The sequence below is a fragment of the Rheinheimera baltica DSM 14885 genome (assembly GCF_000425345.1).
Taxonomy (GTDB): domain Bacteria; phylum Pseudomonadota; class Gammaproteobacteria; order Enterobacterales; family Alteromonadaceae; genus Alishewanella; species Alishewanella baltica.
Map to the genome: position 1 here is coordinate 1 of NZ_AUDG01000048.1, position 12,668 is coordinate 12,668.

General features: G+C 46.7%; 11 protein-coding genes. 7 read left to right on the top strand and 4 right to left on the bottom strand.

Going from position 1 to position 12,668, the window contains the following annotated elements; all coding sequences use genetic code 11:
- Positions 1–455: ISAs1 family transposase (locus tag H595_RS0114660; RefSeq protein ID WP_027671883.1), on the top strand; the 455-nt coding region annotated here is incomplete at its 5' end.
- A gap of 321 nt (positions 456–776) precedes the next feature.
- Here H595_RS0114660 and H595_RS0114665 read toward each other — a convergent pair.
- On the bottom strand, positions 777–2,027 hold the full coding sequence (locus tag H595_RS0114665) for an HlyD family secretion protein (protein ID WP_027671884.1): 1,251 nt from the start codon (positions 2,025–2,027) through the stop codon (positions 777–779).
- Between the two features lie 273 nt (positions 2,028–2,300).
- A complete protein-coding gene (gene mtnA, locus H595_RS0114670; protein WP_027671885.1) occupies positions 2,301–3,329 on the bottom strand; it encodes an S-methyl-5-thioribose-1-phosphate isomerase in 1,029 nt (342 codons plus the stop codon).
- An 87-nt stretch (positions 3,330–3,416) separates the two neighbouring features.
- Here mtnA and mtnK point away from each other — a divergent pair, with 87 nt between their 5' ends.
- The 6 genes from mtnK to H595_RS0114700 all read left to right on the top strand — a co-directional run bounded on the left by mtnK (position 3,417) and on the right by H595_RS0114700 (position 9,783).
- Positions 3,417–4,613 (top strand): S-methyl-5-thioribose kinase, encoded by a 1,197-nt coding sequence (mtnK, locus tag H595_RS0114675; protein ID WP_027671886.1) that lies wholly within the window; start codon positions 3,417–3,419, stop codon positions 4,611–4,613.
- Between the two features lie 127 nt (positions 4,614–4,740).
- A complete protein-coding gene (locus H595_RS0114680) occupies positions 4,741–5,415 on the top strand; it encodes an ABC transporter ATP-binding protein (RefSeq protein ID WP_027671887.1) in 675 nt (224 codons plus the stop codon).
- Entirely contained in the window at positions 5,409–6,350 is a 942-nt protein-coding gene (locus H595_RS0114685) for an HlyD family secretion protein (RefSeq protein WP_027671888.1), read from the top strand. The genes H595_RS0114680 and H595_RS0114685 overlap by 7 nt, the downstream gene beginning before the upstream one ends.
- Positions 6,347–7,363, top strand: a complete 1,017-nt coding sequence (locus H595_RS0114690; RefSeq protein WP_027671889.1) for an HlyD family secretion protein — start codon at positions 6,347–6,349, stop codon at positions 7,361–7,363. The genes H595_RS0114685 and H595_RS0114690 overlap by 4 nt, the downstream gene beginning before the upstream one ends.
- On the top strand, positions 7,353–8,543 hold the full coding sequence (locus tag H595_RS0114695) for an efflux RND transporter periplasmic adaptor subunit (protein WP_205623238.1): 1,191 nt from the start codon (positions 7,353–7,355) through the stop codon (positions 8,541–8,543). Before H595_RS0114690 ends, H595_RS0114695 begins: the two co-directional genes overlap by 11 nt.
- Before the next feature lie 4 nt (positions 8,544–8,547).
- Positions 8,548–9,783: an ABC transporter permease gene (locus H595_RS0114700; RefSeq protein ID WP_027671891.1), complete on the top strand. Its 1,236-nt coding sequence runs from the start codon at positions 8,548–8,550 to the stop codon at positions 9,781–9,783.
- Positions 9,784–9,966: 183 nt separating this feature from the next.
- On the opposite strand, the gene H595_RS0114705 is transcribed toward H595_RS0114700, so the two are convergent.
- Complete coding sequence (locus H595_RS0114705) at positions 9,967–11,448, bottom strand: serine hydrolase (RefSeq protein ID WP_037054946.1); 1,482 nt, start codon at positions 11,446–11,448, stop codon at positions 9,967–9,969.
- A 197-nt stretch (positions 11,449–11,645) separates the two neighbouring features.
- Positions 11,646–12,641, bottom strand: a complete 996-nt coding sequence (locus tag H595_RS0114710) for a S41 family peptidase (protein WP_051219925.1) — start codon at positions 12,639–12,641, stop codon at positions 11,646–11,648.
- Positions 12,642–12,668: the final 27 nt, after the last annotated feature.

Consider the following 12,668-nt stretch of genomic DNA (forward strand, 5'->3'; position numbering starts at 1 on the left):
AAAAGAACCGTGGGCGTCTGGAGTACCGTGAATTCCAGGTCTGTCCGGCCAGCGAATTGCCGGAAAAACTCAAAGCCACCTGGCCAGCGCTGACAACCTTAGGCATGGCAACGACTTACCGGGTGGAAAAGCACAAGCGTGCGGTGTTAGAGCAACGTTATTTTATCAGCTCAGCCGCGCTTGGCGCCGAGCGGCTATCCCGTGCAGTGCGAGAGCATTGGGGTATTGAAAACCAGTTACACTGGGTGCTGGATGTGAGCTTAGGCGAGGATGCTTGCCAGATATACCGTGGTAATGCTGCCACCAATCTTGCCACGATGCGGCACTTTAGTTTGAATATGTTACGGGCTGAGAAGCGGAAAATGAGTATCAGAAGAAAGCAGCGTCAGGCATTGATGAATGTGGCTTATCTTGATGCGGTGCTGGAAGCTGGGATGGGTGTGGTGATTAAATGACCACTCGTAATCTCGCCCTGCTCCCAAGGTGCTCTTAGCCTCGCATCACCGCGCTCTTCAAGTTCTCTATACCGTTCCAAAGCCCAATCCATATGTTCCCTTTGCCAACGTTCATGATTGTCTCTTACATAATTAACACCGTCTCTAACTAGGCCCGCAGCCTCCCAAGCGAGACTTGCACCGCCACCTACTCGTCCAACACGCTCTGTACGAGTCTCACCATTACCGCCGGTAACACTACCAACTTGCTCAAATGTTAACTCTTGCATACTATCTCTCCTTGAGACGTTTTTAAGTTTAAAGGTTTGCTCTGTTTCAGAGCTACAACCGCCCTTTCAGGCTTAAAACCGGCTCGAACAACCAAGCTAGCAGGCTACGTTGTTCCAGCACGATATCTGCGCTTAACAGCATGCCCGATTGCAGCGGGACTGTGTTGCCATAAGCGCGGATTTGTTGCGAATCCAGGGCTACCTGTACCCGGTATACTGGCTCCTGCACGGCGACAGGCATATCGACTTCATTCGGAAGCACGATAGCCTGCGCCGTTTTTATTACTTGCCCTTCATATAAACCAAAACGCTGGTACGGAAAGGCGTCAAAACGTAAACGGGTGCGCTGTCCGGGCTGCACAAAGCCGTAAGCGCGGGTAGGCACCAGCAGCACCGCCTGCAGCTGGGCGTTATCCGGCATCAGGGTTAACAGTGGCATGCCAGGTTGCACATTGTTGCCAATTTCCGCCACTAGGTTGGTTACCCTCCCGCTAATAGGCGCGGTGATTAGCAGTTCGCCGCGGGCATTTAGCTCAGTTTGTTGCTGTTTAAGCCGTGATATATCGCTATCTAACAGCGCTTGTTGCTGTTGCTGCTCAGTGGGTAAGCGCTGTAATAGCCCATCTAATTGCGCTATTTGGGCTTTTTGGTTTTGCTCACTGGCATTTAGTTCGGCCAGTTGCTGCTGAATATTCAGTACCAGCTCGTGCTGTTGTTGCAGCTCATTAGTTGATATAGCGCCGCGCTGGCTAAGCATTTTAAAATTCTGATACCGCTGCTGGTTTAATTGCAGGCGCTGCTGTAATAGCTGCTGCTGGGCGTTAATGTCATCCAGCAGGTTGCGGCTTAATGTAAGCCGGGCGTTATACTCGGCTTCCTGCTGGTTAAACTGGCTGTTTAGCTGCTGTTTACGCAGGTTTATCAGCGCAGTTTGTTGCAGCAAACCCTGCAATAAGGTGCCGGTAAGGCTATCGCCCGCCGATAAATGCTCAGGTATCGCGACAAGCGCCAGCCTGTCGCCAGCTTGCACGTGTTGGCCATCATCAACATACAGCTGCTGCACCACACCGGCACGGGATGACATTACCTTAGCCAAACCCATGTCGGGTTTTAAATAACCAACCACGGTTTCTTTGCGGTTAAATGAGCTAACGCTAAGGTAGATAACAATAGCCACCACCACCCCCAACAATATTAGGGTAAGTAAACTGGTACTTATTGGCTGTGCAATAATAACTTCACCGTCAAGGCGAGCGCTTTGCTGCTTAACCGCATTAGCACGAAACAATCCCTGCTCTGACACTGCAACCCCGATACGTAATTTTGCTTACAATACTGCAAACTTTGTAATGGGCGCACATCTTAATGGCATAAATTAAATACACAATAATTTGTTATATTCTTTTTTATTATATGAATATAGTTGTTTCAATTCATTAACAGTGGGGAGGGTAGAAAATTCAATAAGTTAGCGATTTAGGGAAAGGTTAAAATTTATTCTGGCCAAACCGACTGCCTGATATTTAAGCAGCCGGTTTGGCAATTCACCGGCACTAGCACCAGCAACACTTCTCAGCTATCCTGCAAACTGCTGTAGCACGCCTTTGGCGATATCCGCTTGCGAGTACACACCTGTATCGAATACCCAACCGGTTACCAGAGCTGCGGGCGTAACATCAAACGCCGGGTTAAATACCGGTGCCTGCTCGGGTGCCCATATTGTTTTACCAAAAGCACCGCTAACTCCGCGTATTTCGTCAGCATGGCGCTGCTCTATCGGTATTGCGCTGCCGTCAGCACAAGCTAGATCAACGGTGGTATGTGGCGCAACTACGTAAAACGGCACCTTGTGGTAATGCGCAAGTACGGCCAGTGAATAGGTGCCTACTTTATTGGCGAAATCGCCATTGGCGGCTATGCGGTCAGAACCGACAAAAATGCGGTCTACCTGGCCGCGCGCCATTAGCATAGCAGCCATATTGTCGCAAATAAGCTGATACGGAATACCCAACTGCTGACATTCCCATGCCGTAAGTCTACCGCCTTGCAGCAAGGGCCGGGTTTCATCTACCCATAGGCGGATATTCTTACCCTGCTGATGTGCCAGATTAATTACGCCCAGTGCCGTACCGACACCAGCCGTGGCCAGGCCTCCGGTATTACAGTGTGTTAGCAACTGCTCCCCCTCTTGCACCAACGCTGCGCCATGCTCAGCCATGCGCTGGCACAGTTCAACATCTTCGGCAAACAGCTGCTCAGCGCAAGCAATGGCAGCACCGGTAAAGTCGGATTGTTTAAGGGCCGCTATCATGCTGTCAAGGTTATTCATCAGGTTAACGGCCGTAGGCCGCGCTGCACGCAACACTTCAGCGTCTAGTAACAGTTGCTCGCGAGTGTCGCCAACACTGGCACGATATGCCAACAGTAAACAGGCACCGATGCCAATAGCCGGAGCGCCACGCAACTGCAGCGCTTTAATCATGCTAACCATTTGCGGCACGGTTTTGCAGCTTTGCCAAACTTGCTGCTGTGGCAACAAGGTTTGATCCATTACATAGAGTTCACCCTGTACCGTTTTAACACTCAATGCCGTTAAGTTTTTCATCGCTTATTCCTGTTTAGCGTTGCAGACGTCTATCAGGTTTGCGATTATGCAGTCCGTCAATATTCAACACAAGTACAGGACTATACAATGGCCGACTACCGCACCTTTACCACGGAAGATGCTAAACGCTTTGCTGATGAGCACAGCACCTTGTTTGGCGATCACAGCAAATTGCATTGTGTAGAATTTGGCGACGGTAATTTGAATTTGGTATTTCGTGTCAGCAATGACAAAGGCACCAGCCTTATTGTAAAACAAGCCCTGCCGTATGCGCGTTGTGTCGGTGAAAGCTGGCCGCTAACCATAGACCGTGCCCGTATTGAAGCTGAAGTATTAATTAAGCATCGTAAATTGTGTCCCGAGCACACGGTTAAAGTGCTGCACTATGACCCCGTGCAAGCCGCTATTTTAATGGAAGATTTAGCCGACTATCGAATCTTACGGGCCGAGCTTATTGCTGGTAAACAGTTTCCACATTTGGCCACTCAGCTAGCCGTGTACTTAGCTCATACCCTGTATTACACCAGTGATTTTGCTTTAACCGGGCCGAATAAGAAGCAGCAAGTGGGCCGTTTTTTAAACCCTGAGTTATGCTTGATCACCGAAGATTTGTTTTTCACCGATCCCTACTGTAACCATGAACGCAACAATGTGCATGCTGAAATTCGCAGCGATGCGCAACAGCTATGGCATGACGAAGCGCTTCAGGCCGACGTAGCGCAATTAAAAGCCGACTTTATGTCTAAACCGCAAGCGTTACTGCACGGTGACGTGCACAGCGGTAGCATTTTTATTAACGATGAAAACTGCAAACTGATTGACGCTGAATTTGGCTTCTATGGCCCAATAGGCTTTGATGTTGGTAGCTTGCTAGGCAACCTGTTACTGAATTATCTTGGCCATTTTGGCTTAACTGCAGATGCCGACAGCCGTCAGCAACATCAGGCTTATTTACTCGAGCAAATTCAAACACTCTGGCAAGAATTTACCATAAATTTTCAACAGCTTATGAGTAATGAATGCCGCGAACCCAGCTTGCAAAATAGCCTGTACCAACAGCGTTTTATGCAGCAAGTCTTTGCCGATACGCTGGGGTATGCCGGTTGCGAGCTAATCCGCCGCACCGTTGGCTTAGCGCATGTGGCCGATCTGGAGCAAATAAGTGACAGCACCCTACGCGGACAAAGTGAGCGCAAAGCCTTAAAGCTGGGGCGTGAACTTATTTTGCAGCGCGCCAGCCTGGCGAATATCGAGCAAGTCATCGCTCTGGTGCGCTATCAGTAAATAAGCAGCGATAAACTGAGGCCGAAACAGCTTGTTACATTTTAGTACAATGCCTGTCGCCGGCCCACGTTCCAGAATCAGCAACATTGTGGCATGCTGCGATTATCGCTAATTAAAGGACGTTGTAATGATCGCAGCTAAGGAGTTAAGCCGCGTTTTTGGGCAGGGCGAAAATGCTGTGCACGCCTTGCGCAATGTAAGCTTACAAATTGCCGAAAATGAATTTGTAGCTGTCATGGGTAGCTCGGGCTCTGGCAAGTCCACACTGATGAACATTCTTGGCTGTCTGGACACCCCTAGTAGCGGCAGTTATCAGCTCGACAATCAACTTATCGGTCAGTTAGACGACATCAGCCTGTCGGCTATGCGAAATCGCCATATTGGTTTTATTTTTCAATCATTTCATTTACTGCCCCGCTTAACTGCAGCGCAAAACGTCGCCTTACCCCTTCGCTATACCGACATCGACCCGGCAGAGGCGCTAGCACGAGCTAATACGCTATTGGAGCAAGTTGGGCTGGGCCATAGAACAAGCCATAAACCGCACGAAATGTCAGGCGGACAACGGCAGCGCGTTGCTATTGCCCGGGCACTAATCAACCGGCCTAAAGTGATATTTGCCGATGAACCTACCGGCAACCTTGACAGTAAAACGTCGAAAGAAATTATGCAGTTGCTTTGCGACTTACACAGCAAAGGCAATACCATTGTTATGGTAACGCACGAAGATGAAATCGCCGCCTATGCTAACCGGGTTATCCGTATGCGCGACGGCCAAATTTTACAGGACAGTGGATGTTAGCCACATTTTTGAGCTTACTATTGCTCAGCAGCGCAACAGAACAACCGATGCCGTTATTGTTAACGGGTACTTTGCAGTCAGCAGATAAGCAAACCGTCGTATCGCCCATGAGTGATACCTGGCGCGTACAGGTGCAGTGGCTGCATCCGGAAGATGAACCGGTAAAGCACGGCGATCTCATAGCCGTGTTTGATGCTGGCAATATAAAAACGCAAATCGAACAGCTTAAAAGCGCCATTATTAACCATGAAGAACGGCTAAATCAGTTAAAAAGTGAACACAAGCAAAAGGTTATGGAAGCGGAATATGAACTAGAACGCCGTCAGCTACTACTGGAAAAAGCCGGTATCGACGCGTCAGTACCGCTGGCAAACTTAAGTGCGTATGATTACGAACAATATCAATTAGAGCTTAAACGGGCGCGCACAGAATCAGCCAAAGCAGCAGAACAACTTGCGGTAGCACGTATTACAGCAAAGTCAGCCTTATCCAAACAACAACTGCAACTGGAACAATCGCAGGCGGAACTGCAAGACGCCGACGTGCAACTGGGGCAAATGAGCGTAATCGCCACCCAAGATGGCACTATCAGTTATGGTACACACCCGTGGTATGGCACTAAAATTTATGCCGGTATTACTGCGCAGCCAGGTTGGAATATTGCCGAGCTTAATCGTTCCGACAGCCTGTATATTGAAGCCTGGGTGCATGAAACTGATATACCCAGGTTACAGCAGCATGTATTTACTGCTCGATTTGACATAGCGCCACAATCGCCATTTCCTATTACCTTGAGCGAGGTTGCGCGCCAGGGTGAAAAGCGTCAAAGCTGGGGCAATGCGCTGTATTACAAGGCTGTTTTCATGTCGGAACGCTTTCCGGTTTCACAACCAATGCTTGGCATGGGCTTACTGATAGAGGTAACACAACCATGACACGCCATTTCATTACCTGCAGCCTGAGCCTGCTTATGCTAGTGGCGCTTAGTGCTTGCCAACCAGAACAGCAAGCTGTGGTAGAAACGGTTAATCGTCAGGTGCGCGCCACCGGCGAGCTTACCGCAGCCAACGCTTTTAAAGCCTCACCACCTAGCGTAAAACATTTGTGGCAATACAATATTAAACAACTGGCGCCCGAAAGTAGCCTGCTGAAAGAAAATGATCTGGTTGTGGCGTTTGATGCACAAACCCAGATAGATGAACTAAAAAACAAAAGTATTGAACTGCAAAGTGCCGGGCAAGAACTGGCAAACCGCTTACGCAGCGACGAACAACGTTTTGAAGAATTAAAGCTTGCGCTGGCAGAGCGTAATATGGAATTCGACCGCGACAAACGCAAAGCCGAGATTGTCGACCAATCACGCTCTGCCAATGACCGGCGTAAAGCGCAAATTGACTTCACCATCGCTAACAATCAAAAGCAGTTGGCTGAAGCCCGTCTGGCCAGCCATCAACAGCAGCGCAAAGCGGAAGAACAAATGTTATTGGCCAAAGTAAGCCGGTTACAGGCTGAAGTGGATGATTTAAAGCGCAGCATTGACAGTATGCAGGTAAAGGCCCCCTTTGCTGGCGTGATGGTTTACAGCCAAAACTTTGATGGTGAAAAGTTTTCCACCGGTGATACCGTGCAGTTTGGTCAACCAGTGGCCGAAGTTAGCCAGCTGGACAGCTTATATATTAAAGCAGAAATAGACGAAATCGATTTAAAACAAATACATCCGGGGTTGCAGGTTGAAATTACATTGGATGCCTACCCGGAAAAGCGTTTTCTTGGTGTACTGCAAAGCCTGGGTAATGCGGTAAGGGACAAGTCCCGTGATAATTTACGCCGTGTAGTAGATGCAAGAGTGAGTTTGGACTCAGTAGATACCGACACCATGCGTCCAGGCATGACAGCAAGGCTTAATATTCAATTGGCAGCCCCTGCGGGAGGTGCAGATGCGCCATAATAACGCTTACTGGCTAAGTGCATTTTGCGCCATTGCCCTTGCTGGCTGCAGTGAACCTCAACTGCAAGTGCCCGTGTATCCGGTAGTTGAAGATACCCTAGTGCATAAAATAAATGCCGACGGCGAATTGTTTGCCGTTAATTCTGTCAGTATCAATGCCCCAAAAACAGTGCAGGGCCCCCGCTTTATTGCGTCACTCGCCAAAGAGTATTCTGAAGTGCAACCTGGCGATGTGGTCGTAACATTTGATGCCACCCAACTGCTTCGATCCAAGGTAAAAGCCAGCTCCGGTTTGGGAGCCGTCGTCGCTGATGAACAACAAAAACTGGCTGAACAACAAAACGAACAAACCGCAATTGGCCTTGACCAAACTTTGAACGGCCATGAGTTTTCTTTCGCTGATCGTTTCAGTATTGACGATGTGCAAATTCGCTCGCGGTTAGAAATTCTCGACTCAATGCAGAACAAAGAGTACTTGGGTGACAAACGCGACTATTTAGGCTGGCAAGAGCAAAGTTTTTCCCAGCGTAGTAACGGTGAGCTGGAGTTGCTGCAACTGCAACGTAACCAACAGCAAAGCTTATTGCAACAGGCTGAAAGTGGCTTGGCTGCGCTGGAAATCCGTTCACCACACCAAGGTATTTTGTTGTTCGAAGCTAATTGGCGTGGCGAAAAGCCGGAAGTGGGCGGCATGGTGTTTCCTGGCGCTCGCATTGGCAGCATTCCGGATCTAAGCCTGCAACATATAAAACTACAGGTTATTGAGCAGGAAGCCATAGGCTTGGCCGCGGGCCAAAAAGTAACCTTTGCATTAACAGCCTGGCCGGACGACAACCTGACAGGTGAAGTCGTATCTGTAGCGGCAGTTGCCCAGTCTCGCGAGCGACGTGACCCGCGAAAATTTATTGAAGTGGTTGTTGCGCCAACCCGGCAAGACCCCCGTTTTATGCCGGGTAATAAAGTACGTGCTGAGCTTTGGGTCGATGAAACAGATAATGTACTGATGATCCCGTTACAAGCTATTTTCAGTGATCAGCAACAGCTCTATGTCTACAAACATGATGGTACACGCTTTATAAGGCAACCCATCGAAATCGGTAAAAAGAGCCTGAGCCACGCCCAAATCAGCCGTGGTTTGCAAGCGGGTGATCAAATAGCCCTGATTAATCCGGAGCGTTGAGGCGATGAAAATAAGTTCATTAATAACGGATACATTGGCCGAATTAGCACAGCATAAACTGCGTACCTTTTTAACCCTGCTGGGCATGATATTCGGCGTTGGTGCCGTCATTGCCATGCTTAACATAGGTGAAGGGGCTGAACGCGAAGCGCTAAAAACTATTGAAACCATGGGGCTTCGCAATCTGATAGTAGAAGCCCGTAGTTTTGATGAAAAAACGCTGCAAGAACAACGTAAACATTCACTCGGACTAAGTCAGAGCGATATCGATACAGCCGTTGCTACTATTCCGGGAGTCACAGCATTTAGCGCTGAGCGCAAAGTAGATACACACAACATCTACAGCCATCAGGGAAAAAGTGATGGCATCGCCATTGGCGTGTCGCCAAGCTATATGGCATTAAGCAAACTTACCTTTGCCAGCGGACGTAACTTTACCGAACAAGAAAACCGTTATGCCGCCCAAGTGGCTATTTTGGGCGCCCGCGTTGCGCAAAGCCTTTTCCCCAGAGGCGACGCGTTAGGAAAAGCGGTAAAAGTAAACCATGTCTGGCTACAGGTTGTGGGTGTACTGGCCGAACCGTATGCCGGTAGCAATGAGTTTCAGGGCATAAAATTGGGCGGCGAACAAAGCCAATTGTTTATGCCACTTAACACCGCACAAACGCGTTTTAAAGCCGAGCCGCTAAGTGCCGAGCTTACCTCGTTCCGGTTGCAGCTTGATGAGGACGCCAATAACGCTTTAAGTGCCCGCGCCCTGGATTACCTGTTAAAACAGCGCCATAACGACATCGACGATTACAATATTATTGTGCCTGCAGCGTTATTGGCGCAACAAAAGCAAACCCAGCAAATTTTCAATATCGTCATGTCTTGTGTAGCGGGAATCTCTTTGTTAGTTGGCGGCATTGGCATTATGAATATCATGCTGGCCACGGTATTGGAGCGAACGAAAGAAATTGGCCTGTTACGCGCCATTGGTGCCACCCAACGTGATATAAAACTGCAATTTGTCGCAGAGAGCTTTGCCATTGCGATTCTTGGCGGCTTGTTAGGCATAGTGTTTGGTATTTTACTGTCAGAACTTATCGCCTTTTATTCTGACTGGGCAGTAAGCTGGTCACTGCTGGCGATAGTGTTGTCGTTTAGTATTTGCGCGCTCATCGGTATCGCTTTTGGCGTGTATCCGGCGATTAAAGCCTCGCAGCTTGACCCTATAACCGCCCTGCAAAGTGAATAATTTGCCTGGCGGACTATACACTGGGTGTCATAACAAACCGAGGCCGCTTAGTAGAGACAATATTAACTGAACGCTACATCTGGCAAAAGCTGGCATAGAATATTGAACACCCTCTCAATATTTTCCCACATCAATACTAAAGACCACAGTTTCGTTAATGATAATACTTTATCTAGACACATTTCACTGCAGGCGGTCTTTTCGAAACAAAACCGGGCCAGCCTGAGTGTGGAAATTCAAACCATCAATTTGCCCCGAGATATCTAACCTAAACATCACGGTAAACTCTGGATTAAAATCTTCTCTAAAATCTGGCATTCCTTGAAGATAAAAGCTGTCATGATTTAGGTGAGAAAGCGTAAATTCAAACGTTGGAAACTTAGCGATTAATGTGCCATTTTTCAATCTTACATCGATAAATCCATAACCATTTGCATGGTATTTCCCTACATATCTTTGAAGTTCTAAAGTAGGCATCGCTTCGGCATTAAAACGTTGTTCCGTATTTTGGGGGCGGTACATTTCGCTAACCACTATTGGGTAATCTGACTCGGGTAAATTCAATATTTTGCGTGAAATAAGATCTGAAACAATATAGGGCAAAACAGAGTTTCCTTGATTACTAAGAACCGCTATGCCGAGCTGTTCAAAAGGGTGCATATTAATTACAGATGAAAAACCATTGGTATTGCCGCCATGACGTACTCTGAAGTGACCATCGGCGACTCCTAATCGCCATCCATACCCTTCGCCTTGCAGAAAGGCATCCTCTGTGTAAGGGTCTGATTTTATATTTTGTAGTCTTGTTGCTTGTTTAATGTATCCTGCTGGAACAACTTGTTTTTGATTGTACTTTCCTTCGTTTAACCAAACTTTCATCCATTTTGATAGATCAATTGCTGAGCTCTTTATTGCGCCAGCTGAACTATATGAGTAGTAATTTTCGAACGGTACTTTAACCATGTGTTCGCCCAATTTTGCATAGCCATAAGCATAATTATTGGTCTGTTTCATTTCAGCAACACTGGTTGATGACTGAGTCATGTCTAATGGAATAAATAATTTTTGTTTTATCTGCTCTTCCCACGTTCTGTCAGTCACAGTTTCGACAATCGCGCCGGCTAACGTATAGCCAATATTGCTATAAATAAAACTATTGCCTATTTCACCTTGAGGCTTTAGGTAAGGCAATCTTTTTATCATTTCTGACTTGCTTGGCTCCGGAAAAAGAACAAGTGATAAACCATGGTCACCAATGCCACTTCTATGGCTGAGTAAATCACCAAGGGTAATACGTTGATCCATTTCCGTATTAAAAAATTTCAAGGTAGGGATATAAACTGATGGTCTGGCAGATAGTTCTAATTTATCTTCACTGGCCAATTGTCCTATTAACGCTCCAGTAAAAGCTTTTGTAATAGAGCCGATATGAAAAACTGTCTCAGTATCCACCGGAAGTTTATTTTCAGGGTCCCTCCAACCATAACCCTTCGCGAAAATGACCTCATTTTTATATACAACCGCAACAGATAACCCAGGGGCATTATATTCTTCAACATAGCGAAGAATCTGGGTATTTATTTCTGCAATTGGCAAAGATAACTCTTCAGCTTTCAGAGACAGAGACAATAAAAACGAGATTGTAAGTAGGACGCTTTTCGTCATAAGCATTTATTCCTGTTGAGTTATATGTTTGTCGAGCTCAATAGCGCACTTTAATTAAATATTTCTCTGTTGATCGCTGTTATTAAAATCTTGGTTTGATGACAAAAAAATGCTTTATTGTTGGTCATAAAAAAGCATGTCTTTTCAATTCTAGTTAGGTATCGCCTATAAAAAACATGCAAAATGTATGTTTTGTCTTAGTTTTGTAGCCAAGCAATTGCACTGGCTAGCGTATGCTCACTTGATGTCGCCTCATCCACGGGGATGCGCACACCATATTTTTGTTGTTCACGATCAGCGATAACTGCTGTTGTAAGAAACAAAGCGCTATTGTCACTCAGCGTAAAATTGGTATTTGCAGTAGATAACCCACAGCTATCAGTTCCAAAAAATTGCACGTTGAATTGCTTTTTAAAAGCAATTACGGTGGCTTCACCCGAGCTTGCCGTTCTTTTACTAGTCAACACGGCAATTTTTGGTAAGGGCGTAATTAGGCTATAAGGTTGATCTACAGTAACGACAGGGCTACCACCTAAGAGCGAAGACCCATTGTTGTAACCCCACCAGGTCGAATTTTCGTCAGCATCGATAAAATAGCCCAGTGTAGTACCTTCGAATAAAGGCCCGAGTCCCGCTATCATTGGCCACATATTGCCGCCTTGATTGTTTCGAAGATCAACAATCCATGCCGTTACACCTTGACTGTCTTGTTTAGCTATTTCTTGCTGTATTGTTGTCGCTATTTGCTTGGCTTCAGCCGCGTCTCGAGACATAACAGCATCTACTCTTACATAACCTATTCCGGGTTCTTCAGGAGTGTCTAAAGCCAGATTTTGCTCACATCTGATTGTTGACGGATAAGTTATCAATGCCCCTGAAGGGGAATTTAGAAAAGAATGATTTGTGTTTATCAATTCTAGTGCACGCGTAATCGCAGGATAAGTATCTTTAATTGCACCAACATTTGCAGCCAATTGACTAACCTCAGATTCAAGATTGCTCCAATTCACTTCATTCCGAGTTAGGGCATTGTTACGCATAATTGTAATAATTTCAGACAAATAGGCTTGGGCCATCCTTTGTTGAGCAAGAGATAGATCGTCGCCACTATTATCGCTACCTCCACATGAAAGCAAAAGCAAAAAAGACGTAAGTAAAATTATAAAAGAAAGTAATTTTTTAACTGCACTCATTATGTGTTTTCCTAATTCCAATGTGCA

What these genes read in the sequence shown, in the direction of transcription:
- mtnA (WP_027671885.1), bottom strand. Translation starts at nt 3,329, where the DNA reads ATGAAAAACTTAACGGCATTGAGTGTTAAAACGGTACAGGGTGAACTC.
- H595_RS0114705 (WP_037054946.1), bottom strand. Translation starts at nt 11,448, where the DNA reads ATGACGAAAAGCGTCCTACTTACAATCTCGTTTTTATTGTCTCTGTCT.
- H595_RS0114685 (WP_027671888.1), top strand. Translation starts at nt 5,409, where the DNA reads ATGTTAGCCACATTTTTGAGCTTACTATTGCTCAGCAGCGCAACAGAA.
- H595_RS0114695 (WP_205623238.1), top strand. Translation starts at nt 7,353, where the DNA reads ATGCGCCATAATAACGCTTACTGGCTAAGTGCATTTTGCGCCATTGCC.
- H595_RS0114710 (WP_051219925.1), bottom strand. Translation starts at nt 12,641, where the DNA reads ATGAGTGCAGTTAAAAAATTACTTTCTTTTATAATTTTACTTACGTCT.
- H595_RS0114680 (WP_027671887.1), top strand. Translation starts at nt 4,741, where the DNA reads ATGATCGCAGCTAAGGAGTTAAGCCGCGTTTTTGGGCAGGGCGAAAAT.
- H595_RS0114700 (WP_027671891.1), top strand. Translation starts at nt 8,548, where the DNA reads ATGAAAATAAGTTCATTAATAACGGATACATTGGCCGAATTAGCACAG.
- mtnK (WP_027671886.1), top strand. Translation starts at nt 3,417, where the DNA reads ATGGCCGACTACCGCACCTTTACCACGGAAGATGCTAAACGCTTTGCT.
- H595_RS0114690 (WP_027671889.1), top strand. Translation starts at nt 6,347, where the DNA reads ATGACACGCCATTTCATTACCTGCAGCCTGAGCCTGCTTATGCTAGTG.